At 75.9% G+C, this 24206-nt stretch carries 22 protein-coding genes; 11 read left to right on the top strand and 11 right to left on the bottom strand.

The window, feature by feature from the left end:
• Window positions 1–70: 70 nt before the first annotated feature.
• The 3 genes from FN207_RS19415 to FN207_RS19425 all read right to left on the bottom strand — a co-directional run bounded on the left by FN207_RS19415 (window position 71) and on the right by FN207_RS19425 (window position 3768).
• Window positions 71–823, bottom strand: coding sequence for a ParA family protein (locus tag FN207_RS19415; protein WP_142460105.1), 753 nt, complete (start codon window positions 821–823; stop codon window positions 71–73).
• Window positions 820–2301: a CHAD domain-containing protein gene (locus tag FN207_RS19420; protein WP_142460106.1), complete on the bottom strand. Its 1482-nt coding sequence runs from the start codon at window positions 2299–2301 to the stop codon at window positions 820–822. The genes FN207_RS19415 and FN207_RS19420 overlap by 4 nt, the downstream gene beginning before the upstream one ends.
• Before the next feature lie 288 nt (window positions 2302–2589).
• Complete coding sequence (locus tag FN207_RS19425) at window positions 2590–3768, bottom strand: MBL fold metallo-hydrolase (RefSeq protein WP_142460107.1); 1179 nt, start codon at window positions 3766–3768, stop codon at window positions 2590–2592.
• 202 nt (window positions 3769–3970) lie between these two features.
• Between FN207_RS19425 and FN207_RS19430 the strand changes: the two genes are divergently transcribed.
• Window positions 3971–4873: a LysR family transcriptional regulator gene (locus tag FN207_RS19430; protein WP_142460108.1), complete on the top strand. Its 903-nt coding sequence runs from the start codon at window positions 3971–3973 to the stop codon at window positions 4871–4873.
• On the opposite strand, the gene helR is transcribed toward FN207_RS19430, so the two are convergent.
• Complete coding sequence (helR, locus tag FN207_RS19435) at window positions 4860–7004, bottom strand: RNA polymerase recycling motor ATPase HelR (RefSeq protein WP_142460109.1); 2145 nt, start codon at window positions 7002–7004, stop codon at window positions 4860–4862. The genes FN207_RS19430 and helR overlap by 14 nt on opposite strands.
• A 136-nt stretch (window positions 7005–7140) precedes the next feature.
• Between helR and FN207_RS19440 the strand changes: the two genes are divergently transcribed.
• Complete coding sequence (locus FN207_RS19440; protein ID WP_185938434.1) at window positions 7141–7995, top strand: SDR family NAD(P)-dependent oxidoreductase; 855 nt, start codon at window positions 7141–7143, stop codon at window positions 7993–7995.
• A 6-nt stretch (window positions 7996–8001) separates the two neighbouring features.
• Here FN207_RS19440 and FN207_RS19445 read toward each other — a convergent pair whose 3' ends face one another.
• Window positions 8002–8907, bottom strand: coding sequence for a LysR family transcriptional regulator (locus tag FN207_RS19445; RefSeq protein WP_142460111.1), 906 nt, complete (start codon window positions 8905–8907; stop codon window positions 8002–8004).
• Between the two features lie 72 nt (window positions 8908–8979).
• Between FN207_RS19445 and FN207_RS19450 the strand changes: the two genes are divergently transcribed.
• Entirely contained in the window at window positions 8980–9924 is a 945-nt protein-coding gene (locus FN207_RS19450; protein ID WP_142460112.1) for an EamA family transporter, read from the top strand.
• On the opposite strand, the gene FN207_RS19455 is transcribed toward FN207_RS19450, so the two are convergent.
• Window positions 9855–10484: a TetR/AcrR family transcriptional regulator gene (locus tag FN207_RS19455; RefSeq protein ID WP_185938435.1), complete on the bottom strand. Its 630-nt coding sequence runs from the start codon at window positions 10482–10484 to the stop codon at window positions 9855–9857. The genes FN207_RS19450 and FN207_RS19455 overlap by 70 nt on opposite strands.
• Window positions 10485–10587: 103 nt before the next feature.
• On the opposite strand from FN207_RS19455, the gene FN207_RS19460 reads away from it, so the two are divergent.
• From FN207_RS19460 to FN207_RS26425, 3 genes are all read left to right on the top strand, one after another.
• Entirely contained in the window at window positions 10588–11601 is a 1014-nt protein-coding gene (locus FN207_RS19460) for a hypothetical protein (RefSeq protein WP_142460114.1), read from the top strand.
• A gap of 18 nt (window positions 11602–11619) precedes the next feature.
• Window positions 11620–12087 carry a TspO/MBR family protein gene (locus FN207_RS19465; protein ID WP_142460115.1) on the top strand — a complete coding sequence of 156 codons (468 nt, stop codon included), beginning with the start codon at window positions 11620–11622 and terminating at the stop codon, window positions 12085–12087.
• 217 nt (window positions 12088–12304) lie between these two features.
• Window positions 12305–13645: a hypothetical protein gene (locus FN207_RS26425; protein ID WP_185938436.1), complete on the top strand. Its 1341-nt coding sequence runs from the start codon at window positions 12305–12307 to the stop codon at window positions 13643–13645.
• Between the two features lie 209 nt (window positions 13646–13854).
• On the opposite strand, the gene FN207_RS26430 is transcribed toward FN207_RS26425, so the two are convergent.
• Complete coding sequence (locus FN207_RS26430) at window positions 13855–14577, bottom strand: hypothetical protein (protein ID WP_185938437.1); 723 nt, start codon at window positions 14575–14577, stop codon at window positions 13855–13857.
• A gap of 183 nt (window positions 14578–14760) precedes the next feature.
• Between FN207_RS26430 and FN207_RS26435 the strand changes: the two genes are divergently transcribed.
• Window positions 14761–15264 carry a DUF2505 domain-containing protein gene (locus FN207_RS26435; protein ID WP_185938438.1) on the top strand — a complete coding sequence of 168 codons (504 nt, stop codon included), beginning with the start codon at window positions 14761–14763 and terminating at the stop codon, window positions 15262–15264.
• A gap of 2 nt (window positions 15265–15266) precedes the next feature.
• Here the strand turns inward: FN207_RS26435 and FN207_RS19480 are convergent, their stop codons facing one another.
• On the bottom strand, window positions 15267–15464 hold the full coding sequence (locus FN207_RS19480) for a hypothetical protein (protein ID WP_142460117.1): 198 nt from the start codon (window positions 15462–15464) through the stop codon (window positions 15267–15269).
• 9 nt (window positions 15465–15473) lie between these two features.
• On the bottom strand, window positions 15474–18629 hold the full coding sequence (locus FN207_RS19485; RefSeq protein ID WP_142460118.1) for an acetyl-CoA carboxylase family protein: 3156 nt from the start codon (window positions 18627–18629) through the stop codon (window positions 15474–15476).
• A gap of 167 nt (window positions 18630–18796) precedes the next feature.
• On the opposite strand from FN207_RS19485, the gene FN207_RS27355 reads away from it, so the two are divergent.
• The gene (locus FN207_RS27355) at window positions 18797–18922 is read left to right on the top strand and encodes a hypothetical protein (RefSeq protein ID WP_281282150.1); all 126 of its coding nucleotides are present in this window, start codon (window positions 18797–18799) and stop codon (window positions 18920–18922) included.
• Window positions 18923–18962: 40 nt separating this feature from the next.
• Window positions 18963–20252 (top strand): serine/threonine-protein kinase, encoded by a 1290-nt coding sequence (locus tag FN207_RS19490; RefSeq protein ID WP_142460119.1) that lies wholly within the window; start codon window positions 18963–18965, stop codon window positions 20250–20252.
• On the opposite strand, the gene FN207_RS19495 is transcribed toward FN207_RS19490, so the two are convergent.
• Entirely contained in the window at window positions 20223–21272 is a 1050-nt protein-coding gene (locus FN207_RS19495) for an ion channel (protein WP_142460120.1), read from the bottom strand. The two genes, FN207_RS19490 and FN207_RS19495, sit on opposite strands and share 30 nt — an antisense overlap.
• 95 nt (window positions 21273–21367) lie before the next feature.
• On the opposite strand from FN207_RS19495, the gene FN207_RS19500 reads away from it, so the two are divergent.
• Window positions 21368–21874 carry a mycothiol transferase gene (locus FN207_RS19500; protein ID WP_142460121.1) on the top strand — a complete coding sequence of 169 codons (507 nt, stop codon included), beginning with the start codon at window positions 21368–21370 and terminating at the stop codon, window positions 21872–21874.
• Here FN207_RS19500 and FN207_RS19505 read toward each other — a convergent pair.
• A complete protein-coding gene (locus FN207_RS19505) occupies window positions 21847–22983 on the bottom strand; it encodes a glycerate kinase (RefSeq protein WP_142460122.1) in 1137 nt (378 codons plus the stop codon). The genes FN207_RS19500 and FN207_RS19505 overlap by 28 nt on opposite strands.
• A 26-nt stretch (window positions 22984–23009) precedes the next feature.
• Here FN207_RS19505 and FN207_RS19510 point away from each other — a divergent pair, with 26 nt between their 5' ends.
• Window positions 23010–24191 carry an acyl-CoA dehydrogenase family protein gene (locus FN207_RS19510; protein WP_142460123.1) on the top strand — a complete coding sequence of 394 codons (1182 nt, stop codon included), beginning with the start codon at window positions 23010–23012 and terminating at the stop codon, window positions 24189–24191.
• Window positions 24192–24206 lie beyond the last annotated feature (15 nt).

Raw genomic sequence — 24206 nt, forward strand, 5'->3', positions numbered from 1 at the left:
CCGACACGTGCCCTCCTCGGCATTCGTGACGACGCTCCGAGGAGCGCGGCCCGCCCTGTGCCCGCGGGCGTCAGCCGGTGCCGGTCAGGGACGACCGCACCCGTCCCCACAGTGCCTCGTAGGCAGCTGTCGCCGAGCTGGCCGGCGCGAACGCGGGAACCGGTGCGCGCTCCTCGGCCATCTGCTCGATCACCACCCGGCTGGGGATCGCCTCGGCCACCACGGACGCATGGTCGCTGGGCAGTCGGGCGGCGAGCTCGCGATGGGCCTTCTTGCGGCTGTCGACCATCGACAGGAAACCGAGCACCTGCGGCTTCCGCCCCGGCATCGTGTCGACGAAGTCGATGAGCTGGTCGTACGTGCGCACCGAGAGCATGGCGGGGATCAGGGGGACGAGCAGCACGTCAGTGGCGTGGACGACGTTCTCCGACACCAGGGACACGCTCGGTGGGCAGTCGAGGACGACGAGGTCGTACTCCTTCCGCAGGGGCGCGAGCAGGCGGCGGATCCGATCCGTGGGGCGCTTCGTGCCGTCCAGGTCCAGATCCAGGTTGCGGTAGCTGAAGTCCGCCGGCATCAGGTCGAGCCCGTCGAAGTCGGTTCCCTTGATCCCGTCGCCCAGGGTGCGCTTGCCCCTGACCAGGGCGTCGCCGCCACCCTTCACCTTGGGCTTGACCCTCAACAGGTAGGTGGCCGAACCCTGCGGATCGAGGTCCCAGAGGAGGGTGCGCAGGCCGTCGCGGGCCGCGAAGTACGCGATGTTGACCGCGGCCGACGTCTTCCCGACGCCGCCCTTGATGTTGTACGTGGCCACGACCTTCACCGCGCCACTCCTGCCGTGGCGCGGGCCGTCGGACGCTGCGCCGACCTCCGCGAGAAGCGCTCGAACACCGCAGCGAACTCACCGCGCGACGTGTCCTGGTCCTCCTGCAGCCGGGCCGCGATCTCCCCCATCGCGAAGATCGTCCGGGCGGAGGCGCCGTCACCGGACATCAGCTCGGTGGCGAGGGAGTGGAGCGTATCGCGCTGGGTCTCGCTGTCCTGGAACGTCCCGAGCACGTCCTGCACTGCCTTCAACTCCTTGATGACGACGCGAGCGTCGGCCGGATCGGTCGTCGTGGGGAGCACTTCCAGCAGGTAGCGCAGCTCCTTGGTCCGCTTGCGCAGGTCGTGCAGGTCCTGGGCAGGCGACGCGTCCGTGATCCGCGAACCGCGGCGCAGCACACGACGATGCGCGCGGTCGAGCCGTTCCACAACCACCTCGGCCGCGGTCGGCCCCGCACCGGGTTGCCCGTCCCAGGTCGCCAGCGCCAGCAGCGAGGCGCGCCACCGGGCACGGAAGCGCTCGAACCGTGGCGACCGCAGGCCGGCCGCGAGCCTGCGCTGCTCGTCCGCACGCAGCCCGGCCAGGTGGAGCACCAGCGGCTCCACGTCCTCGCGCCGGTCACCGGTCAGACCAGCCGTCAGGGACGGGAGCTCCTGGAGGAGGACGTCGAGGTCGCGCGCCGGCGTCGTGAGCTCGCCGAGCAGCCTCAGCTGCGGTGCCGCCCACGCGACCAGGCCGGGTGGCAGGACGTCGCCGAGCAGCTTGACCGCCGAGCGACTGCGCCGGACCGCGACCCGCAGGTCGTGGAGGAACTCGATGTCGACGTCGCTGACCGTGCCGTCCACGGCGGCCTCCAGCTGGCCGAGGAAGGACAACAGCACCCGGGCCACCGCCGCCCGGGCGGGGAGGCCTGGCTCCATCACGGCCCGCGAAGACGCGTCCGGATCGATCCCCGCGGCGCGCAGGGCTGCCGGGTAGCGCGACGGCGTGTCCGGGACCAGCCCCGCCCGGTGCGCGATCCGGGCGGCGCGCTCGCCGGCCGCGTCGTACCCCCGCAGGGGGACCAACCCCAGTCCCCCGGGCAACTGCTCCCGGCCGCCCGTGATCGTCGCCGGACGTTCGTGGACCAACCGCACCACGGTCTTGCCCTCGTCGTCCAGCAGCCTGCCGGTGACGGACGTCCCCGATGCCTCGACCATCGGCAGGAGTGCGCGCACGCCGAGGACCGGCTCCAGGTGCGGGCGCAGACCGTCGGGGAGGCGTGCCGGCACGCGCGGCCAGCCGAGCATGTCGGGCCCGGCCCTGACGGTCACACCGTCGGGGCAACTGAGCTCCAGCACGGACCCGTCGCCGTCGGCGCCCTCGACGGCCGTCAGCGCCATCCCGCTGCGGTAGAGCCGCAGGTCGATGCTGTCCAGCCAGGTCCTGCGCCATGCGACCGGGCGGTCCATGGCCACCGCGTGGTCGACCGCCAACGCCGTCAGGGCAGCCGGAACCGCCGAGGGTTCGAGGCCACTCCAGAACTGTCCGCCGTCAACGCCCTTCACCGGCGTTCCTCTCGGGTCACCGACCTCGGTCAGGTGCCGCCGAAGTGTGTCGGTCGCACGTGACCACCGGGGGAAGGCGCGCCCACCAGTCGTCACCACGCATGACCGGCAACCGAGCAGGGAGTCCCAGCGGCTCCGGTCCTGGTCGAGCGGGGTGACGATGGCACCCGCCGGACCGGTGCGCACCGCCGGTCGGCCCGACCCGGCCGGATCGGGTCAGCCGACGGCGAGTTCCAGGAGGTCACGGCCCACGACGAGGCGTCCCGAGTAGCCCCTGGCCGCTTGCCGCCAGCGTCCCTCCGGGTTCTCCGCCGGCACCAGGTGGGTGAGCACCAGGTTGCGGACGCCTGCCGGCTCGGCGACGTCGCGGCCGACCCTGTCGATCGCCGTGTGGGACTCGAGGAGGTGCGCCCGGAGGGGCTCACCGATCGTCGCGGGCAGGGTCGCCACCAGGCGGTCGATCCAGTCCGGGTCGATGACCTCGTGGACGAGGTAGTCGGCGCCCTGCGCCAGCTCGACGAGGTTCTCACTGACCCCGGTGTCCCCCGAGACGACGATCGAGCCGTCCGGGGTGTCGAACCGGAAGCCGAAGGCCGGAGCCGTGGGCCGGTGGTCGACGAGGGTGGCCGTGACCGTGACCTCGCCGTCCTGCCACACCGGGAACGGGCTGATCCGCGGGGGCACTCCCGACGGGGGTGTGGGCACAGGTGCGGGGACGTCGTGGACGGTGAACAGGCTCTGCGGGCCGGGGAAGCCGCTGTCGCGTGCCCGGTCGTTGAAGTCGGCCGCCCACGCCTGCGTCAGGTAGGCCGTCATGGCCGCGGTCCCGGGGGTGGGCTGCGAGAGGTTGTAGACGGCCGGCTCCGTGCCGGGACGGCCGCGGAAGGGAGGCAGGGACCCGCGGTCCCCCGGCCCCCAGACCTGGATGGGCGCGCCCTCCGGTCGGCCCGTGGCGTTCATCGGCCCGGTGGCGTACACGGCGGGCCAGTCGGTGACGTGATCGCTGTGCAGGTGGGTGAAGAAGATCCCGCGGACGCGGCTGAAGGTCGACGCGGTGCCGTCCTGCGGTGTGAGGCTGCTCTGCCGGAGGCGCAGCATCGCGCCGAGGCCCAGGTCGACGACGTACACCCTGTCCCCGTAGGCCACGGCGGTCGAGACACCGGAGCGCTGGCTCTGCGTCAGAGTCGGGCCGCCCGCGGTACCCAGGAGCACCAGGCGCGTCCTGCCGCGGACGCCGCGACCCGACGACGGGGCCCGTTCCGCGCGCGCCGTCCCCATCCCGGCGGCCGCGATCCCGCCTGCAGCCGCGGTGACACCGAGGGCCTTGAGGAAGGCCCGCCTGTTCGCCTCGGGCACCGAGGGGTCACCCGCCACGCGGGACACGACGTCGCACACGACCGCGTTCTCCGTTCCACCGTTGCCGATCCGTCGGCGAGGACCCTCCGGGCCCGGCCGCTCCCACGGCAAGAAGGACCTGCCGAAGTCCTGTTAGGCGGGTCCTGACGACGCAGGTGGGGGCCGTGGCCCGCCGGCTCGCGCCTGCCGGTGCAGACTCGCCGCCGACCGCTTCGGCGAGCCCAGGACACGAGAGGTGCACGTGGACGTCTCCGCACATGCGCTGCGGTACTTCGTCGCCCTCGCCGAGGAGGGCCACATGGGCCGCGCCGCGGAGCGCCTGCACCTCACCGTCCCGTCGCTGAGCGAGCAGACGGCGAGGTTGGAACGGCAACTGCAGACCGCGCTCTTCACCCGTGGTCCCCGCGGGGTCGAGCTCACCGAGGCCGGGGAGGAACTGCTCCCGATGGCGCGGGCAGCAGCCGAGGCACACGACGCGGTCAGGCTCTGGGCCGCGCAGCGCTCGGCGGAGCAGGTCGGCGCCGTCCGGGTGGGCGTCTTCGCCGCCGCCGGCGGTCCGCTGCGCTCGGCCGTCCAGGCGGCGATGGCCGCACGCCATCCACAGGTGGAGGTGGCGACCCGGCGGACCGGGTTCGACGACGCGTTCCCCGCCCTGCGAGGGGGACGACTGGACGCGGCGTACCTGCCGGAGCCGCTCCCCCGTGAGCTGCCCGGGATCCGCTGGGCGACCGTGACCCGCCAGCGCCGTCTGCTCCTCGTCCCGTCCGACCACCGGCTGGCCGGACGGGACGCGGTGAGCATCGAGGAGACCAACGGCGAGACGTTCCTGACCCTGGCCGGCGCTCCCCCGACCGCCGTCGACTGGTGGCTCGTCGACCCGCGGGCCGACGGCTCGCACCCGGTACGAGGACCCGCGGCCGGCGATTTCGAGGACCTGCTCGACCTCTGCGCGGACGGTCGCGGCCTGGGCTTCGCCAGCGACTTCGCCGTGACCAACTACCTGCGTCCCGGGGTCAGCTTCGTCCGGCTGACCGACGTGGAGGACGCCCGGACCGCCCTGTGCTGGCGGGCCGACGAGCGGGATCCGGCAGTCCTCGCCTTCGTGGCCACCGCCCGCGCGGTCGCCGGCGTCAGGAGCTCGTGAGGACGACGAGCTGCGAGGTCGCGCGGGTCATGGCGACGTAGCGGTCGACCGCTCCCTCGACGCCCCCGCCGAAGCGCTCAGGATCGACGAGGACCACCAGGTCGAACTCCAGCCCCTTCGCCAGCACCGGCGTCAGCGACCGCACGCGCGGCGTCGTCCGGAACGTCGGGTCGCCGATGACGCAGGCGACCCCCTCGGCGTGCGCGGCGAGCCAGCCGTCGAGGACCGACTGCAGGTCCCGCGCCCGCCCGTGCACGACGGGCAGCCCGGTGCTGCGGATCGACGTCGGCACGTTGGCGTCGGGCAGCGCGGCCCGGATGACCGGCTCGGCCTCGGCCATGACCTCTTCCGGCGTCCGGTAGTTGATGGTCAGGGAGGCCACGGTGACCCGGCCGAGCCCGATCCGCTCCAGCCGCTCCTGCCACGACTCGGCGAAGCCGTGCCGGGCCTGCGCGCGGTCCCCGACGATGGTGAAGCTGCGCGACGGGCAGCGCAGCAGCAGCATCTGCCACTCCGCGTCGGTCAGCTCCTGCGCCTCGTCCACGACCACGTGCGCGAACGGTCCGGCCAGCACGTCCGGGTCGGCCGTGGGCAGCGCCGCCTGGTCGACCAGCGCGTCGCGGAGGTCCTGGTGGCGCAGCGTCGTCATGAGCAGCAGCTCGGAGTCGTCGGCCGCGATCAGCTCGTCGATGACGCCGGCCATGCGCTCGCGCTCGGCGGCGACGGTCGCTTCTGCCCGCCGCCGGCGCCGGGCCACCTCCGGGTCGCCGACCCGCTGCCGCGCCGCGTCCAGCAGCGGCAGGTCGGAGACCGTCCACGCCCTCGGGTCCGGTCGCTGCAGCCTCCGGACGTCGTCGGCACCCAGCTCCGGGGCGCACCGGCGCAGGTAGGCGGGGACCGACCACAGGTCCGCGACGACGTCGGTCGCCTCGAGCAGCGGCCACGCGCGGGTGAAGGTCGCCCGCAGCTGCCGGTCCTGCTGCAGCGCCTCGCGGACCAGGTCGGGCTCGACGTCGTCGTGCGCGTCGACCAGGATCGTCAGCAGCTGCTCCCAGACCTGCTCCTGCGCCTCGTTGTGCGGCGTGCCGGGCTCGCGCGCCTCGAACGCCTCGGCCCAGTCGTCGGGGCTCAGCCAGACGTCGGTCCACGGCGTCTCGACGGTCGTCCCCGTGGCCGGTGGCTGCTCGTGGAAGGCGACGGCCGCCTCGACGGCCCGCACCAGGTCCGCGGAGGACTTCAGGCGGGCCACCTCCGCGTCGGTCTCGGTCGCCGCCGCGGCGCCCTCGGGCACGAGGTCGCGCAGCGTGCAGGTCCGCACGCCCTCCTCGCCGAGGCTGGGGAGGACGTCGGAGACGTAGGCCAGGTAGGGCTCGTGCGGGCCGACGAACAGCACCCCGCCGCGCCGGTGGCCGAGCCGCGAGTCGGAGTGGAGGAGGTAGGCCGTCCGGTGCAGTGCGACGACGGTCTTCCCGGTCCCCGGCCCGCCGTCGACGACGAGGGCGCCGGCGGACCCCGCGCGGATGATCGCGTCCTGGTCGGCCTGGATGGTGCCGAGGACGTCGCGCATCCGGGCCGAGCGGTCGCCGCCCAGGCTGGCGATGAACGCCGACTGGTCGTCGAGGGCGGCGTGCCCCTTCAGCGCGTCGGGGGTGAACACCTCGTCCCAGTAGTCGGTGACGCGGCCGCGGGTCCAGCGGTAGCGGCGGCGGCTGGCCAGGCCCATCGGGTCGGCGTGGGTGGCCGCGAAGAACGGCTCGGCCGCGGGCGAGCGCCAGTCGACGAGCAGCCGGCGCCCCGCCTCGTCGGTGAGGCCGAAGCGTCCGACGTACACCGGATCGCCGTCGTCGGCGCCGACGATGCGCCCGAGGCACAGGTCCAGGCCGAAGCGGCGCAGCGCGCGCAGCCGCGCCGTCAGCCGGTGCACCTCCAGGTCCCGGTCCAGGGCGGCCTGTCCGGTGCCGCCGGGCGAGCGGCGCTCGGCGTCGAGGCGGTCGGACAGCTCGGCGATCGAGCGCCGGAGGCTCTCGCCCACGGCGGCGAAGTGCCGCTCGTCGCGGGCGACCAGGGCCGGGTCGGCCTTGGCGGCGAGCTCGTCGGGGAGGTCGAACACGCTGGTGCTCAAGGGGCTCACGGCGGGCGAGTCTGGGCCCCGACCGGGGTCTTGCCGCAAGCCCCCGGCTGCGCTATACGTTGAGGTGGCGGGAAGAGGAGATCCCCCCGCCGTCCCCCTCGTCCGTTCCCGCGGCCCGCCTGCCGATGTGGGAGCCGTGGACGACGCGCAGCGGACCGTGCTGATCACCGGGTGTTCCTCGGGCCTCGGCCTGGAGACCGCCGTCGAGCTCGCCGGCCGCAGGTGGCGGGTCGTCGCCTCGATGCGCGAGCCCGGGAAGCGGGCCGCGCTCGACGCGCGCACGCGGGAGGCCGGCCTCGAGCCCCTCGACGTCGTCCCGCTCGACGTCACCGACGCCGGGTCTGCGCAGCGCGGGGTGGCGGCGGCGCTCGAGCTCACCGGCGGCCGGCTGGACGCCCTCGTCAACAACGCCGGCACCGCGAGCGGCGGCGCGTTCGAGGACACCGACGAGGAGGAGTGGCGCCGCGTCCTGGACACCAACCTGTTCGGCGCGATGCGGCTGACCCAGCTCGTCCTCCCGGTGATGCGGCAGCAGCGGTCGGGCCGGCTGGTCCTCGTCTCCAGCGACTCGGCGCGCTACGGCAACCCGGCCCTGTCGCTGTACTGCTCCTCGAAGTGGGCGCTCGAGGGCTGGGCGGAGTCGCTGGCCTACGAGGTCGAGCCCTTCGGCGTCCGGGTGGTGCTGGTGGAGCCGGGCAACTACGACACCGCGATCTGGGCGACGACACCGCGCATCACTCCCCCGGACAGCGCCTACACCGGTCTGCTGCAGACCGTCGAGCGCTTCGTCGAGGAGGAGCACCTCCCCCGCTCGCGCGACCCGCGCGAGGTGGCCCGCGCCGTCGCCCGCGTGCTGACGGCGAGCCGCCCGGCGTTCCGCGTGCAGGTCGGGCCGGACGCCCGCATCGCCGCCGTCCTCAACAAGATCCCCTACCGGGTGTCCTCGGCCGCCGTCCGCCAGCTCACCGGCCTCAACCGCTGGAAGCCCTGACCCCGGTCAGCGCGGCCGTCCCGCGGCCTCGGCGGCGACGGCCACCAGCGCCTCGAGCACCCGGCGGACGACCAGCCGCTCGGCGGTGTCCGGGCGCAGCAGCGCGTCGACGGTGCGCCCGGCCCGCACACCCGCCAGCGGCAGCAGCCGGACGCCGGGGTGGCCGCCCCCGGTGAAGCGCGGCAGCAGCGAGATGCCGTGGCCGGCGGCGACGAGCGCCTCGGCGATGGAGAAGTCGTTGATGCGGTGCACGATCCGCGGCGTGGTCCCGGAGGCCGTCGCCACGGCACCGAGCACGTTGGCCACGGGGAAGCCCTCGCGCACGGCGATCCAGTCCTCGTCGTCGAGGTCGCCGGGCGAGACCCGGTCGCGGCCGGCCAGCGGGTGGTCCCGCGGCACGGCGACGTCGAGCGGCTCGCGCAGCAGCGGGACGACGCGCAGCCCCGCGGCGGGCCACTGCGCACCGTCGGGCCGGTGCGCGACGACGACGTCGACCCGGTCGGTGAGCGCGGGGAAGTCGTCGAGCGCGACGTCCTCGTCGGAGCACTCGACGGTGATGCCGCCGAGCGGAGCGACCCGGGTGAGCAGCGGGGGAAGCAGCAGCCGGGCGCCGCTCTGGAACGCCGAGACGCGCACCGTCCCCTCCGGCCGCTCGAGGAACGCCGCGCAGGCCGCCCGTGCCCGCTCGACGGCGACGGCCACGTCGACGGCGGCGTCGGCCAGCGCGTCACCCGCCGCGGTGAGCCGCAACCCGCGGCCGACCCGCTCGGTGAGCGGCACGCCAACCTCCCGCGACAGCGCCGCGAGCTGCTGGGACACCGCCGAGGGCGTCAGGTGCAGGACGGCCGCGGCGGCGCCGACGCCGCCCTGGCTGCGCACCGTCCGCAGGGTCTCCAGGGCCCGGACATCCATGCAGTGACGCTACATCGTCGGTGCAGATCCATTGGCTGGTGCTGATGCGTGAGGCCGGGGAGGCTCGATGTCGTGCCGACCCGTGACCGCCTGCTCGCCCTGCTCGTGGCCGTCGTCTGGGGACTGAACTTCCTGGCGATCCACCTCTCGCTCGAGCAGTTCCCGCCGTTCTTCCTCGTGGCGCTGCGCTTCGCGGTGATCGCCGTCCCGACGGTCCTGCTCGTGCCGCGCCCGGGCGTCCCGTGGCGGTGGGTGCTCGGCTACGGCGCCGGCTTCGGCGTCCTGCAGTTCGTCTTCCTCTACGTGGCGATGGACACCGGCATGCCGACCGGCCTGGCCTCGCTGGTCCTGCAGTCCTCGGCGCCGTTCACCGTCGTCCTCGCGGGGCTGCTGCTGCGCGAGCGGCTGACCGGACGACAGGCGGCGGGGGTCGGGCTGGCGGTCGTCGGCCTGGCCGGCATCGCCGTCCACCGGGCCGGCCTGGACGGCGGCGCCACGCTGCTGCCGGTGCTGCTGACGCTGTGCGGCGGGCTCGGCTGGGCGCTGGGCAACCTGTGCAACCGACAGGCACGACCGGCCCGACCCTTCCGGCTGATGCTCTGGATGACCGTCGTCCCGCCGCTGCCGATGCTCGCGCTGTCGCTGGCCACCGAGGGCCCCGCCCGCATCGGGACGTCGCTCACCACGCTCGGCACGCAGCGGGGCGTCCTCGCGCTGGCCGGCCTGCTGTTCACCGTCGTCGTCGCCACCCTGCTCGGCTCGGGCATCTGGACGGCGCTGATGAGCCGCCACCCCTCGGGCACCGTGGCGCCGTTCTCGATGCTCGTGCCGGTCGTCGGGATGGGCGCGTCCTGGCTGTTCCTCGGTGAGCGGACGCCCGCGGTCGAGATCGCCTGCGGCGCCCTGGTGGTGGCCGGGGTGCTGTACGGCAGCCGGCCACCGCGGTCCTACCCGGCGGAGCCCGGGGTGGCAGCGCTGGAGGGAGCCACCCAGGGCACCCGCAGCGCGGCGGTGTAGGCGGCCGGGTCGAGGTCGCCCAGCAGCAGCCGCTGGAGGAGGAAGCCGAGGACCGCGGACAGCATCGTGGCCGCGAGGTGCTGCGGGTCGGCGTCGGCCGGGATGGTCCCCGCCTCCTGCCCCCGCCGCACCACCTCGACGAAGAAGCCGCGGATGGCGCGGTAGGTCCGGTCGACGACGGTGTGCACCTCGGGGTTGCGCAGGGCCTCCCCCCACGCCTGGACGGCGACCCGGGTGAGGTCGACCGGCCCGCGCCCGGCCACGTCGGCGACCATCCCGACGGCGGTCGCGACGGCGCCGGCGGGGTCCGGGACCGGGTCCTGCTGCAGCAGCACCTCGAAGCGCGCCGCCGCCTCGCCCACGACCCGCTCGACGATGGCCGCGATCAACTCGTCCTTGCTGCGGAAGTACCGGTAGACGGCGCCGGCCGACAGCCCCGACGCGGCGATGACGTCGGCCATGCCGGTCGCCTGGAAGCCGTTCGCGGCGAAGCGGGCGGTGGCGGCGTCGATGATCTGGTCGCGGCGGGCGGCGAGGTGCGACTCGGGTACGCGGGGCACGCCGTCATAGTAAAGCGAACGATCGTTCTTGACGGTGGGGCGGCTCGTCGCCACACTCGACCGGGTAAGCGAACGGTCCTTCGTTTTGGCTGGAGTGCCTCCCATGTCCGCCTCCCCGCAGCCGGCGGCTCCGCCCGCCCGCGCCGCCCTGGTCGTTCCCGTCGCGGTCGCCGTCCTGCTCACCGTGGTCCTCACCGCCTTCGCCTGGTTCGCCGTCCGCTCGGCACCGCACGACCTCCCGCTCGCCGTCGCCGGACCCGCTCCGGCCGCCGCCCAGGTGACCGCCGCCCTCGACAGCGCCTCCCCCGGCGCCTTCGACGTCCGCCCGGTCGACGACGAGGCGGCGGCCCGGTCGGCGATCGAGGAGCGCGAGGTCTACGGCGCGGTCGTCGTCGACGCCGCCGGCCCGCGGCTGCTCGTCGCCTCCGCCGCCTCCCCCGCCGTCGCCAACTCGCTGCGCCAGGTCGCGGCGGGTCTCGGCGCGGCGACCGGTACGCAGGTGCCGGTCGAGGACGTCGTGCCCGCTCCCGAGGCGGACCCACGCGGCGTCGGCCTCGCTGCCGCCGCCCTGCCCCTCGCACTCGGCGGCATCGTGACGGCCGCGCTCACCTCGCGCCTGGTCCGCGGCCGCGGACGGCGGATCGTCACGGCGCTCGCCGCGGCGGTGGCCGGCGGCATGGTGACCGCGACCGTCCTGGGCACCTGGCTCGGCTCGGTCGAGGGCTCGTGGTGGACGACGTCGGGCGTGGTGGCGCTCGGCATCGCGGCGACCGCGCTCGTGCTGCTCGGCCTGTACGACCTGCTGGGCACGCCCGGGTTGGCGATCGGCGCGGCGACGACGGTGCTGCTGGGCAACCCGCTGTCCGGCCTGGCCGGCGCCCCGGAGCTGCTGCCGGGCGCCTGGGGCGCGGTGGGCCAGTGGCTCCCGCCGGGCGCGACCGGCACGCTGCTGCGCTCCACCTCGTGGTTCGACGGCGCCGGCTCCGGTCCGGCGCTGCTCGTGCTCGCCGTCTGGTGCCTGGCCGGTCTGGCGCTCCTCGGCGTCGGTGCCGCGCGGGCCGGCCACTCCCGTCCCGCGACTCCGGCCCCGGCCGAGCGGGAGGCCGTGCCCGCCTGAGCGGGCCATGCTCGGACCATGAGCCGCCCCGGTCCCCTCGTCACGTCCACCGTGCCCGTCGTGCTCACCGCGCTGGTGGGCACGGCGGGCACCGACGTCGGCTCGGACTGGTACCGGCGGCTGGACAGGCCGCGCTGGCAGCCGCCCGGCCCGTTCTTCGGGATCGCCTGGACGGCGCTGTACGCGCTGCTCGCGACCGCCGGCACGCGGACGCTGCGGCGAGCGGGCGCCGGGCGGCGGAGCTGGTCCCGGGCGTTCGCGGTCAACCTCGTCCTCAACGCCGGTTGGCCGTGGGCGTTCTTCCGCGCCCGCCGGCCCGCGCTCGCCGCGGCGGAGGCGGCGCTGCTCGCCGTCTCGACCGCCGACCTCGTCCGGCGCTCGGCGCGGACCGACCGCACGGCCGGGCTGGCGCTGGTGCCGTACGCGGCGTGGACGGCCTTCGCCGCGGCGCTCAGCACGGAGATCGCGCGGCGCAACCGCCGCTGACGCCGTCCCCTGCGATCCCCGCGAGTTCGTGGTCGGATCGGTTCCGTGCAATCGGTCGGGACGGCGTACCCCGCTCCCGACCGCCTGCCGCGCGCCTCCGGCGAGGCGCACCGGCGACACGCGCGGGAGCGGCAAGGGCCGCACCGGCGGCCGTAGACGTACGGAACCGCCCGGGACACCATGGGCGGGCCTTCCGACGGCTCAGGGGGAAGAGCGCATGGACAGGAAACGACGCGGCATCCGGTCCGCCCGGTTCATCCCGGGTCTCGGCGCGAGCGCCTGCGCGCTCGGGGTCGCGGCCGCGGTGGCCGCCGTCTCCGGCCCACCGGTCGCCGGCGCCTCGGGTTCGGACGCAGCGGCGGCCGCCGGGGAGACGGCGCGCACGGAGGCCCGGGTGGGCGAGGCCGCCGACGAGGCCGGCCCGCTGGTGCTGCCGAGCATCGGCGTCACGGCTCCGGGGTTCGAGGAGGGCTGGGTGCCGGCCTCCGTGTCGCGCCCGGTGCCGGATGCCGGCGACTCCGCCCCCTCGCCGGGCGACCTCCTCGACCAGTTCTCGTTCGGCGACTCCCACCTCGGCGACGCGTTCGGCGCGGGCGCCCTCACCGACGAGCCGCCCGCCCCCGAGGTGCTCCCCCCGGCACCCGTGCCCACCGACCCCGTCCCCGCCGCGCCGGCCCCCGAGGCACCCGCTCCCGAGGCACCCGCTCCCGAGGCACCCGCTCCCGAGGCACCGGCTCCGGCTGCCGAGCCTCCGGCCGAGACGCCTCCTGTCGAGACGCCTCCTGTCGAGACGCCGTCCGCCCCGGCGGACGTGGCGCCCCTCGCGCCGGTCGAGGAGCCACCGGGCGAGCAGCCCCCGGTCGAGGAGCCACCCGCCGAGCAGCCACCCGCCGAGGAGCCGCCCGCCGAGGAGCCGCCCATCGAGGAGCCTCCGGCCGAGGAACCGCCGGCCGAGGAACCGCCGGCCGAACAGCCCCCGACCGCCGAGGAACCGCCGGCCGAGGAGCCCCCGGTCGAACAGCCCCCGACCGAACAGCCCCCGGTCGAACAGCCTCCGACCGAACAGCCTCCGACCGAGGAGCCCCCGGCCGAGGAGCCGCCCGCCGAGGAACCGGCGGTGGAACAGCCTCCGGCCAAGGAGCCCTCCGCCGAGCAGCCGCCCGCTGAGGAGCCTCCTGCCGAGCACCCCGCGGTCGAGCAGCCACCCGTCGAGCAGCCACCCGTCGAGGAACCCCCCGCCGAGGAACCTCCCGCCGACCAGCCCCCGGTGGAGCAGCCACCGGTCGAGCAGCCACCGGCCGAGCAACCGCCCGCCGAGGACCTCCCGGCCGACGAGCCGGTCACCGAGCAGCCGCCGGCTGAGCCGGTCACCGAGCAGACGCCGGCCGACCCGGCGTGCGAGGACCCTGCCGACCCGGCAGCGGTCGACGACACAGCGGTCGACGGCACGGCGGTCGCGGACCCCGCGGTGGTCCCGGCCGACCCCGCGGTGACCGAACACGCCGAGACGCCCGTCCCGGCGTGCACGGCACCCGAGGAGCCCGCGCCGGCGGCCTGATCCGGACGCACGGAGGCCCACCCGGATCCGGGTGGGCCTCCGCCGTCTGCGGGGCGCTCTGGGTCAGCGGCTCCCGAGGTCCAGCTCGTACCAGACCTCGCACAGCCGCCGTCCGGAGCACTCGCGCTCGCGCACCTCGCCCGTCAGCCGGGGACGACGAGAGGCCCGCCACCCGGGCGGGGTGGCGGGCCTCGTCGCTGGAGCGGAGGTCAGCGCTCGGCGGGCTTGGCGAAGCTGCTCACGCACTCACCCTGGTTCCGGAAGACCGGGTCGGTGCTGGTCGCCCAGCCGCCGCCCTTGCACTGCTGCTTGCTCTGCAGCCGGACGTGCTCGGCGAACGTGTAGGTCGTACCGGCGAACGTCATCGACCTGATGACGCCGTCGCCCTTGACGCCCGAACCGAGCGAGAAGCCGAACGCCAGGACGTCGGCCTCGGGGAAGGCACTGCGCCACTGGGTGAGCGTGCCGTGGTTCGCACTGCCGGAGCCGCCCGTGTGCGAGGGGGCGCCGTCCTTGACGAACTTCGCGGCCGCGTTGTTGACCCACCAGTCGTTGCCGTAGACGCCCGGCTCACCGACGAGGATGCCGTCCGGGGAGCCGTTGCCGTCGAAGTCGACGACGAGCTGGAAGCCGGGCACGCCTCCGCCCGACGTGTTCGCGTAGTCGAGGCTCGGCTCGCCAACAGCCGTGAGCGGCGTGTCGGTAGCGACGTACTCGGCGACCTTGTCGTTGCTGGTGGTCCCTGTCGTCGAGATGTGGAGCCCCGTGCCCTGCACCTCGTAGTCACCCGCGGAACGGGTGTCGCTGAGCGCGGGGACGAAGTCGTCCGGGACGTACACGGTGGCGGTCGGAGCGGCCTGGGCGGTCGCGCCCGAGAACAGGATGGTGACGCCGGCGGCCAGGGCCCCGGCGACGGCGGTGCTGCGGCGCACGCGTCGATCTCCTCGAGAAGTGCGCCGGTCCCGATCGGCCGGCGCGGTGCGAGGGACGCTAGGTCGCGTGAGCCGGCCCACCCCGGAGGCCGGCAGTGCGGGTCCGGCGCAGCGGCCCCAGCGCCCTCGCCCGTCCCGGTGACCCCGGTGGGCGGCCGCCGCGGGCCCGCACGAGGATGGGGCGTGCCCATCGACGCCACCACCACCTACGCCGCCGCCCCCGACCGCGTCCTCGCCACCCTCACCGACGAGACCTTCCTGCGCGAGGTCGCCGCGGCTCTGGAGGCGCAGGTTCAGGAGGTGTCCAGCCGCGCCGACGGGGCCGGCGCCACCACGCGGGTGCGGCTGACGGCGGCCACGACGGGCATCCCGCCGGTGTTCGCCCGGTTCGTCGGCAGGACGGTGCCGGTCACCGAGGTCACCACCTGGACCCCCGACGGCGACGGCGGCTACCGCGGCGCGCTCGACCTGCGCGCCGAGATCATGGGCCGCCAGGCCGTCGTCACCTGCGAGCGGCGGCTGACCCCGGCACCCGGCGGCGGCACCCGTGCCACGGTCACCGGCGACGCCAAGGTGGACGCGCCCTTCATCGGCCGGCAGGCCGAGGGCGCCGTCCGCGACCTGGTGACCCAGGTGGTCCTGCGCCACGAGCACGAGGTGCTGCAGCGCCGCCTCGGCGAGGACTGAGCTCAGGGAGCGACCGGGCCCCACCGCGCGACGTCGCCGCCGGCCTCGTCGAGGAGGACGTACTCCGCGGCACCCGGCGGGTCGTCCGCGCGGTGGCGGCTGACGACGTCCACGGCCTCGGACTCCGCGGCGGTCGCGTCGGCGGCGTCCCACTCCTGCAGGACGGCGCCGTCGCCGGTGGTCAGGCGGTAGCTCGGCATGTCCGGACGCTAGGACGGCCCGGCCAGTCCGGCCAGCGCGCGGACCAGCACCTCCCGGGTGTCGGCGGGGTCGACGACGTCGTCGACCTCGAAGGCCGAGGCGACGTTGAGCGCCCTCCCCTGCGCGTAGGACTCCGCCACCAGCTCCGCGTAGCGCCCCTCGCGGGCCTCGGGCGGCAGCGCCTCCAGCTCCCGCCGGTACCCGAGCCGCACCGCCCCCTCCAGGCTCATCGGCCCGAACTCGCCGGTGGGCCAGGCCAGCGTCAACAGCGGGACCTGCAGGTCGCCGCCGAGCATGGCCATCGCCCCCAGCCCGTAGGCCTTGCGCAGCACCACCGCCAGCAGCGGCACCCCCAGCTGCGCGCCGGCCACGTACAGCCCGCCGAAGCGGCGCACGGTGCCGGTCCGCTCGGACTCCGGGCCGACCATGAACCCCGGCGTGTCGACCAGCGAGACCACCGGCAGCCCGGCGGAGGCGCACAGCCGCAGGAACGCCGCGGCCTTGTCGGCCGACTCGCCGTCGATGGCGCCACCGAGGTGCCGCGGGTCGTTGGCCACGATCCCCACCGGCCGCCCGTCGAGCCGGGCCAGCGCGGTGACGATGCCCCGCCCGAACACCGGCCGCAGTTCCAGCACGCTGCCGGCGTCGGCCAGCGTGGTCACCACCGGCCGCACGTCGTAGCTGCGCACCCGGTTGGCCGGCAGCGCCGTCCGCAGCGCCCGCTGGTCGGTGGCCTCTCCCGGCACGACGCGGCCGGTGAGCAGGCCGACCGCCTGCCGGGCGGCGGCCACGGCGGCGGTGTCGTCGGGGACCACGACGTCGACGACGCCGTTGGCGGCCTGCACCGCGGTCGGGCCGACGTCGCCCGGGGCGACGACGCCCAGCCCGCCGGCCTCGATCATCGCCGGGCCGCCCATCCCGATGCTGCTGTCCTCGGTGGCGATGACGACGTCGCAGCAGCCGACCAGCGCGGCGTTGCCGGCGAAGCAGTACCCCGAGACGACGGCGACCGTGGGCACCCGACCGGCCAGGCGGGCCATCGTGGTGAACGTCGGGACGTCGAGGCGGGAGAAGCCGCCGCCGTCGGTGTCGCCGGGCCGCCCGCCGCCGCCCTCGGCCACGAGCACCACGGGCAGCGACCGCTCGGCCGCGACCTCGAGCAGCCGGTCGGTCTTGCGGTGGTTGGTGCGGCCCTGGGTGCCGGCCAGCACGGTGTAGTCGTAGACCAGGACGGCGCACGGCACGCCCCCGACCTCGCCGATGCCGGTGACCATGCCGTCGCCCGGGGTCCGCGCGACCAGCTCCTCCAGCGACCGGCGCGCGCGCTGGGCGGCGATGCCGAGCTGGCCGTACTCGACGAACGTGCCCGGGTCGACCAGCGCGGCCACCGTCTCCCGCGCGGTCAGCCGTCCGGCGTCGTGCCGGCGGGCCACCGCCTCGGGCCGCGCCTCGTCGAGGGTGGCGGCCCGCCGCTCCTGCAGCTCGGCCAGCTCCGGGCGGACGGCGTCCGGGTCGTCGGCCTCCGCACCGGCGGCGGTGTCGCCGACGTCGCCGGGGACGACCCCGCCGAGCACCGACCCCGCGGTGACGACGTCGCCCACGCGCACGGTCAGCCCGGTGAGCACGCCGGCCGCCGGCGCGGGCACGACGTGCTCCATCTTCATCGCCTCGAGCACCAGCAGCGTCGTCCCGGCGGCGACGGCGTCGCCCTCCGCGGCGGTCACCTCCACCACCGCGCCCGACAGGGGCGCGGTCACCGGCTGCGCGCCGTCGGTGCCGGCCACGGTCGCCTGCACGGGCGCGTCCGGCACGAGGTCGGCGAGGCGGTCGTCGACGAGGTCGGTGGTCGCCCCGCCGTCGGCGATCCCGGGCAGGTCGAGCAGCGCGGCCAGCAGGTCGCGGTTGACCGGCACGCCGGCGACGTCGAGCTTGGCCAGCGCGCGGCGGCACCCGGCCAGAGCGCGGGGCAGGTCGCGGTCGGCGACGACGACCTTGGCCAGCAGCGAGTCGTAGCGCGGGCCGACCTCGTCGCCGGCGACCACGCCGGTGTCCACCCGCACGCCGCGGCCCGTGGGCGGGACGAACCGCTCGAGCCGCCCCACGCCGGGGTGCACCGTGCCGTCGGGCAGCAGCGTCTCGGCGTTGACCCGGGCCTGCACGGCCGCGCCCCGCGACGGCGGCGGGGAGGCCAGCCCGAGGTCGGCGAGGGGAACGCCCTCGGCCAGCCGGATGCCGACCTCGACCAGGTCCAGGCCGGTGACCTCCTCGGTCACGGTGTGCTCCACCTGCAGGCGCGGGTTGACCTCGAGGAAGGCCACCTCACCGCCGCGCACGAGGAACTCGACGGTGGCCAGCCCGCGGTAGCCCAGCGAGCCGCACAGCGTGGTGGCGTACGCGGCGAGGCGGGCGCGCAGGTCGTCGTCGAGGCCGGGCGCCGGCGCGATCTCGACCAGCTTCTGCCGGCGCCGCTGCAGCGAGCAGTCGCGGTCGCCGAGGGCCACCACGGCGGCGCCGTCGCCGGCCACCTGCACCTCGACGTGCCGGGCGCCGGTCAGCAACCGCTCGACGTACACCGCGCCGCTGCCGAACGCGGCCGCCGCCTCCGAGCGGGCACGCTCGAGCGCCGCGGGCAGGTCGGCGGGGTCGCGCACCGGGCGCATGCCCCGCCCGCCGCCGCCGGCGACCGCCTTGACCATGACCGCGCCGCCCTCGCCCAGGCCGGTGAGGAACGCGGTGGCAGCGTCGAGGTCGGTGTCGCCGTCGGTGGCGGCCAGCACGGGCAGGCCGAGGCCGGCGGCGCGGGCGCGGGCGGCGGTCTTGTCGCCGAGCAGCGCCAGCGCCCCGGCGTCGGGGCCGACGAAGGCCACACCGGCCTCCGCGCACGCCCGGGCGAGGTCGGGGCTCTCGGCGAGGAAACCCCAGCCGGGGTGCAGGCCGTCGGCACCCGAGCGCACCGCGGCACCGACGACGGCGGCGACGTCGAGGTAGGCCGCGGGGCCGGTGCCGGGCAGGGGCACGACGTCGTCGGCGCGGCGGGCGTGGAGGTTGGCGGCGTCGTCCTCGGCGGCGACCGCGACGGTGGACAGGCCGAGGGCGGCGGCGGTCCGCAGCACGCGGACGGCGACCTCGCCGCGGTTGGCCACCAGCAGGCGGGTGAGCGTCATCGGCCGCGGAGTCTAGGCGGGGGTCGGACCCCCGGCCCGGCCGCGGCGCCGCCCGGCGGTGACCCTGCGTGGGGAACCGGGCGCGGTCCGGCGGTGCCGGTTCGTCCTGCCCTCGGACGGTCCGGCGCCGGGGCGCGGGCGGCAACGGATCGGGGCAGGCTGGGGGCATGACGACGCCCGACCCGGACCTCCCGCAGCCGCGCGACATCGCCCTGGAGATGGAGGACGAGGAGACCGCCGCCCACCTCGAGGCGGAGAGCGACCCCGAGACCCCGACCGGCGGCAGTGACTGAGCCGGGCCGCCGGAGCCCCTCCGGGCGTACCGTCCCGGGCATGACCGCCGACGCGGGTGCACAGCGGCTGGTCGCCGGCCGCTACGCGGTGAACGGGATGCTCGGCCGCGGCGGCATGGGCGTCGTCTGGCGGGCCAACGACCAGGTCCTCGGGCGCCCGGTGGCGCTCAAGGAGGTCACCTTCCCCGCCCACCTCACCGACGACGAGCGCGAGGCGCTGCGCAACCGGACCCTGCGCGAGGCCCGGGCGGCCGCCCGCCTGGTGCATCCGTGCGTGACCACCCTCTACGACGTCGTCGAGGAGGACGGCCGGCCCTGGCTGGTCATGGAGCACGTCGAGTCCCGCAGCCTGCAGGAGATCGTGCAGCGCGAGGGGCCGCTGCCCTGGCGCGCGGTGGCCCGCATCGGCCTGGACGTGCTCGACGCGCTCGAGGCCGCGCACGCCGCCGGGATCGTGCACCGCGACGTCAAGCCGGCCAACGTGCTCGTCGGGCGGGACTGCGCGGCGCACCTCACCGACTTCGGCATCGCGATCGCCACCGGCGGCCCGTCGATCACCACCTCCGGCGCGATCATCGGCTCGCCGTCGTACATGGCGCCCGAGCGGGCCCGCGGCGAGGAGCCGGGACCCGCCGTCGACCTGTGGTCCCTCGGCGCCACGCTCTACACCGCCGTCGAGGGCCGGCTGGCCTTCGACCGGCCCGAGTCGATGGCCACGCTGCTGGCCGTCGTCTCCGAGGACCCCGCCCCCACCGAGCTGGCCGGCCCGCTGGCGCCGGTGCTCGAGGGCCTGCTCACCAAGGACGCCGTCGCGCGCTGGGACGTCCCGCGCACCCGGTCGGCGCTGCGCGCGGCGCTCGAGGGCGCCGGGCCGGGGCCGGAGTGGACGCCGCGCCCGCAGGGGCCCGGCGACGACCGGGACGACGACGCGAACGCCGGCAGCCGCCCCACCCTCGGCGGCCAGGTCGAGCGCTTCGACATCGACGACCTGCGCGCCCTCGCCTCGGTCATCCACAGCGTCGCCCGCGACGCCCGCGACCAGGCGCGCTACCTCGCCGACCGGCGCAAGGAACGGAAGGAGCGCAAGGACCTCCAGGAGAAGTCCGGCAGGCGCTCCTCGCGGCCCACCCCCGCTCCCGCGGCCGCCGCACCGCCGTCGGCCCCGCCCTCGGCACCGCCGTCCCCCGCCCGCGCCGCGGCACCGGTGCAGCGGCGGCGCCGGTTCAAGCGCCGCTGGGTGGTCGTCCCGGTCGTGCTGACCGTGCTGGCCGTCCTGGCCGCCCTCGCCGGGGTGGTGGCGCTACTGGCCGCGGCGTTCGGCGTGTGGTGAGCGGCCCAGCCGCGCCTCGTCCAGCCGCCGCGACGCCACGTAGTACAGCGTCGCGCCCTCCGGCACCGGGGTGTCCCACGCGGGACTGACCAGCAGCTCCTCGCCGGTGCGCATCGCGAGCACCGTGGCGCCGTGGTCGCGGCCGAACGCCGTCTGGCACTCGCCGAAGGTCCGCTGCGGCAGGTCGCGCGGCACCCGCAGCGAGTAGGTGTTGCCGTGCCCGCCGGCGGTCATGAGCTCGTTGTAGACCTGGGTCAGCCCCGGGTCAGCGGCCTCCTCCGACAGCAGGAACGGCATGTGCCACTGCACCACCTGCACGCCGGGGTTGACGTAGCGGAGGCTCTCGCGCCGGCCGAGGTCGCGCACCGCGGCGACCATGTGCACCCGCGGGTTGGCGTGGTCGACGGCGACCGCGATGGCCAGTGTCTCGTTGTCGTCGCGGCCGTCGATGACCGCCGTCCGCGCGCGCTCGACGCAGGCGCGGGTCATGACGTCGGCGTGTGTCAGGTCGCCGCGGACGAAGGACACCCGCGGCTCCTCGGGCATGGGGTTGCCCGCGACGTCGTCGTGGGCGGCGAGCACCACCTGGGTGCCCGGCTCGACGGTGAGCTCGGCGACGATCCGCTCGGTGCGACCCGGCGTGTAGCCCAGCACGACGACGTGGTCCCGGAGGTCCAGGCCGACCACTCCTCTCAGCCGCTTGCCCCGCGCGGTCTGCAGCGCGGTGGCCAGCTCGGTGAACAGCAGGGTCAGGGTGACGATCCCGCCGACGATCACGTAGGCCCCGACCAGGCGCCCGGCGACGGACTCGGGGAAGAAGTCGCCGTAGCCGACGGTGGCGGCCGTGACGACGAAGTACCACCAGTAGGTGTCCGGCCGGACCATCTCGCTGCCCGGCTCGGCCAGCGCCATGAGTCCCCAGCTGGTGAGGAACACCAGCGTGGCCACCGCCAGCGGCAGCTTCCAGCCGGGCAGCCGGATCCGGGCGAAGCGCAGCAGCCGGTGCAGGAGGAACGGCAACGCGGAGCTCCCTCGACGGCGCGGCGGACACCGCAACCTACCGTCGCGCGGCGCCGGCAGGAGTCCCCCGCGAGCGGGACGGGTAGCGGCCGCCCATGCGCACCCGTGAGCTGCTGACCTACGCCTACTCGCAGATCGGCGAGACCCTGCACGCCGCCGTCGAGGGCCTGTCCCCCGACCGGCTCGCCGCCCGCGTCGGCCCCGACGCCAACCCGATCGGCTGGCTGGCCTGGCACCTGCTGCGCGTGCAGGACGACCACCTCGCCGAGGTGGCCGGCACCGAGCAGGTCTACACCGCGCAGGGGTTCGCCGTCCGCTTCGGCCGGCCGGCCGACGACACCGCCACCGGCTACGGGATGAGCAGCCTGGAGGTGGAGTCGCTGCGGGTGCCCTCGGCCGACCTGCTGCTGGAGTACGCCGACGCGGTGGCCGCCCGCAGCGCGGAGTACCTCGGCGGCCTGTCCGACGACGACCTCGACCGCGTCGTCGACGAGCGGTGGGACCCGCCGGTCACCCTCGGCGTCCGGCTGGTCAGCGTGCTCTCCGACGACCTGCAGCACGCGGGCCAGGCGGCCTACGTGCGGGGGTTGCTCGGCGCCTGACCGCGGAGGACGCGGGCGGCGAGCTCCTCGAGGACGGCCGCCGGCTCGGCCAGGCAGCGGGCGAGTCCGGCGACCTCCGTCATCGCGTGCGCGGCGGTGAACCCGGCGGCGGCGAGGGCGTCCGGGTCCAGCCCCACCCGGCCGGCCAGCCCGACGCAGGGCACCCCGGCGGCCCGGGCCCGGGCGGCGACGACGGCGGGCGCCTTGCCGCGCAGCGACTGCGCGTCGAGGCTGCCCTCCCCCGTCACGGCGAGGTCGGTGCCGGCCAGCGCGGCGTCGAGCCCGACGAGGTCGGCCACGAGCTCCGCGCCCGACGCCACCGAGCACGGGAGCACCGCGGCCACGCCGGCCGCGGTGCCGCCGGCCGCGCCCATCGCGGGCCGGCCCTCCAGCTCGGTCCCCAGGTCGCGGCGGACGACGGCGGCGAACCGCTGCAGCGCGGCGTCGAGCGCGGCCACCTGCTCCGGCGTCGCCCCCTTCTGCGGCCCGTAGACCGCGGCGGCGCCGTCGGGGCCGGTGAGCGGGTTGTCGACGTCCGTGGCCACCTCGACCGTGACGTCGCGCAGCCGCGGGTCGCGGGCACGGGCGTCGATCCGGTCGAGGACGGCCAGCCCCGCGCCGCCGGGCGGGACGTCGCGGCCGGCGGCGTCGAGCAGCCGCACGCCCAGGGCCTGCAGCAGGCCCGCGCCGGCGTCGGTGCTGGCGCTGCCGCCCAGGCCCAGCACGATCCGCCGCGCGCCGGCGTCGAGGGCGGCCAGCAGCAGCTCCCCCACCCCGCGGGTGGTCGCGGTCGTCGGCGCGGGTCCGGCGAGCAGCCCGAGGCCGGCCGCGGCGGCGAGCTCCACCACCGCCGTCGACCCGTCGACGGCGAACACGGCGCGCACCGGCCGGCCGTCGGGACCGCTCACCGTCCTCGTCACGGGGCGGGCGCCGGCGCGCACCGCGGCGGCCACCGTGCCCTCCCCGCCGTCGGCCACCGGGCGGGTCAGGACCTCGGCGTCCGGACGTGCCCGGAGGAGGCCGCGGGCGACCGCGTCGGAGGCCTCCGCGGCGGTCAGCGTGCCCTTGAAGGAGTCGGTCGCGACGACGATCCGCACGACCGGCAGCATGCCCTCCCCGCGCGTAGCGTCGGGACGTGACCGAGACCGCGCGCACCGACTTCTACGCCGTCGACGAGCTGCTCACGCCCGAGGAGATCGACGTCCGGGACCGGGTGGCGGACTGGTGCGCGAAGGAGGTCACCCCGCGGATCAACGACTACTGGGAGCGCGCGGAGTTCCCCTTCGAGCTGGTGCCGGCCTTCGCCCAGCTCGGCATCGCCGGGGGCACCATCCAGGGCTACGGCTCGCCCGGGATGAGCGCCGTCGCCGCCGGTCTGGTCGCCGCCGAGCTCGCCCGCGCCGACGGCAGCATCGGCACCTTCAACGGCGTGCACAGCTTCCTGGCGATGCAGTCGATCGCGCTGCTGGGCTCGGAGGAGCAGCGCGAGAGGTTCCTGCCGGAGATGGCGCGGATGGAGAAGATCGGCGCGTTCGGGCTCACCGAGCCGCGGCACGGCTCGGACGCCGTCGCGCTGGAGACCCGTGCCCGCCGCGACGGCGACTCCTTCGTCCTCGACGGGCAGAAGAAGTGGATCGGCAACGGCTCGATCGCCGACTACGTCCTCATCTGGGCGCGCGACGAGGAGGGCCAGGTCGGCGGGTACGTCGTCGAGAAGGGGACGCCCGGGTTCACCGCGCGGGTCATGACCGGCAAGACGGCGCTGCGGGCCGTGTGGCAGGCCGAGATCACCCTCGACGGCGCCCGCGTGCCGGCCGAGAACAAGCTGGCGAACTGCCGGTCGTTCAAGGACGTCTCGACCATCCTCGACCGCACCCGCTACACCGTCGCGTGGCGGGCGCTGGGCGTGGCGATGGCCTCCTACGAGCTGGCGCTGGCGCACTGCCTGAGCCGCGAGCAGTTCGGCCAGCCGATCGCCGGCTACCAGCTCGTGCAGGAGAAGCTCGCGACGATGCTCGCCGAGATCACGAACATGCAGCTCATGTGCTGGCGGCTGTCGAGCCTCGCCGACGCCGGGCGCATGACCGCGGCGATGGCGTCGCTGGCCAAGCGGCACTGCTGCGCCACCGCGCGGCAGATCGTGGCCGACGCCCGCGACCTGTTCGGCGGCGACGGGATCCTGCTCGAGCACCACATCGCCCGCCACCACGCCGACATCGAGGCGATCTACACCTTCGAGGGCACCGACCACGTGCAGGCGCTGATCGTGGGCCGGGAGATCACCGGGCTGTCGGCGATCAGCGGCCGGCGGCGCTGAACCCGCGCTGACCGC

The sequence above is a fragment of the Geodermatophilus aquaeductus genome (assembly GCF_900182545.1).
Classification (GTDB): Bacteria; Actinomycetota; Actinomycetes; order Mycobacteriales; family Geodermatophilaceae; genus Geodermatophilus; species Geodermatophilus aquaeductus.

Bases quoted from the DNA above. Each gene is read 5' to 3' on its own strand.
- FN207_RS19445 (WP_142460111.1), bottom strand. From the start codon at position 8,907: ATGGATGTCCGGGCCCTGGAGACCCTGCGGACGGTGCGCAGCCAGGGC.
- FN207_RS19460 (WP_142460114.1), top strand. From the start codon at position 10,588: ATGTCCGCCTCCCCGCAGCCGGCGGCTCCGCCCGCCCGCGCCGCCCTG.
- FN207_RS19465 (WP_142460115.1), top strand. From the start codon at position 11,620: ATGAGCCGCCCCGGTCCCCTCGTCACGTCCACCGTGCCCGTCGTGCTC.
- FN207_RS26425 (WP_185938436.1), top strand. From the start codon at position 12,305: ATGGACAGGAAACGACGCGGCATCCGGTCCGCCCGGTTCATCCCGGGT.
- FN207_RS19480 (WP_142460117.1), bottom strand. From the start codon at position 15,464: ATGCCGAGCTACCGCCTGACCACCGGCGACGGCGCCGTCCTGCAGGAG.
- FN207_RS19485 (WP_142460118.1), bottom strand. From the start codon at position 18,629: ATGACGCTCACCCGCCTGCTGGTGGCCAACCGCGGCGAGGTCGCCGTC.
- FN207_RS27355 (WP_281282150.1), top strand. From the start codon at position 18,797: ATGACGACGCCCGACCCGGACCTCCCGCAGCCGCGCGACATCGCCCTG.
- FN207_RS19490 (WP_142460119.1), top strand. From the start codon at position 18,963: ATGACCGCCGACGCGGGTGCACAGCGGCTGGTCGCCGGCCGCTACGCG.
- FN207_RS19500 (WP_142460121.1), top strand. From the start codon at position 21,368: ATGCGCACCCGTGAGCTGCTGACCTACGCCTACTCGCAGATCGGCGAG.
- FN207_RS19505 (WP_142460122.1), bottom strand. From the start codon at position 22,983: ATGCTGCCGGTCGTGCGGATCGTCGTCGCGACCGACTCCTTCAAGGGC.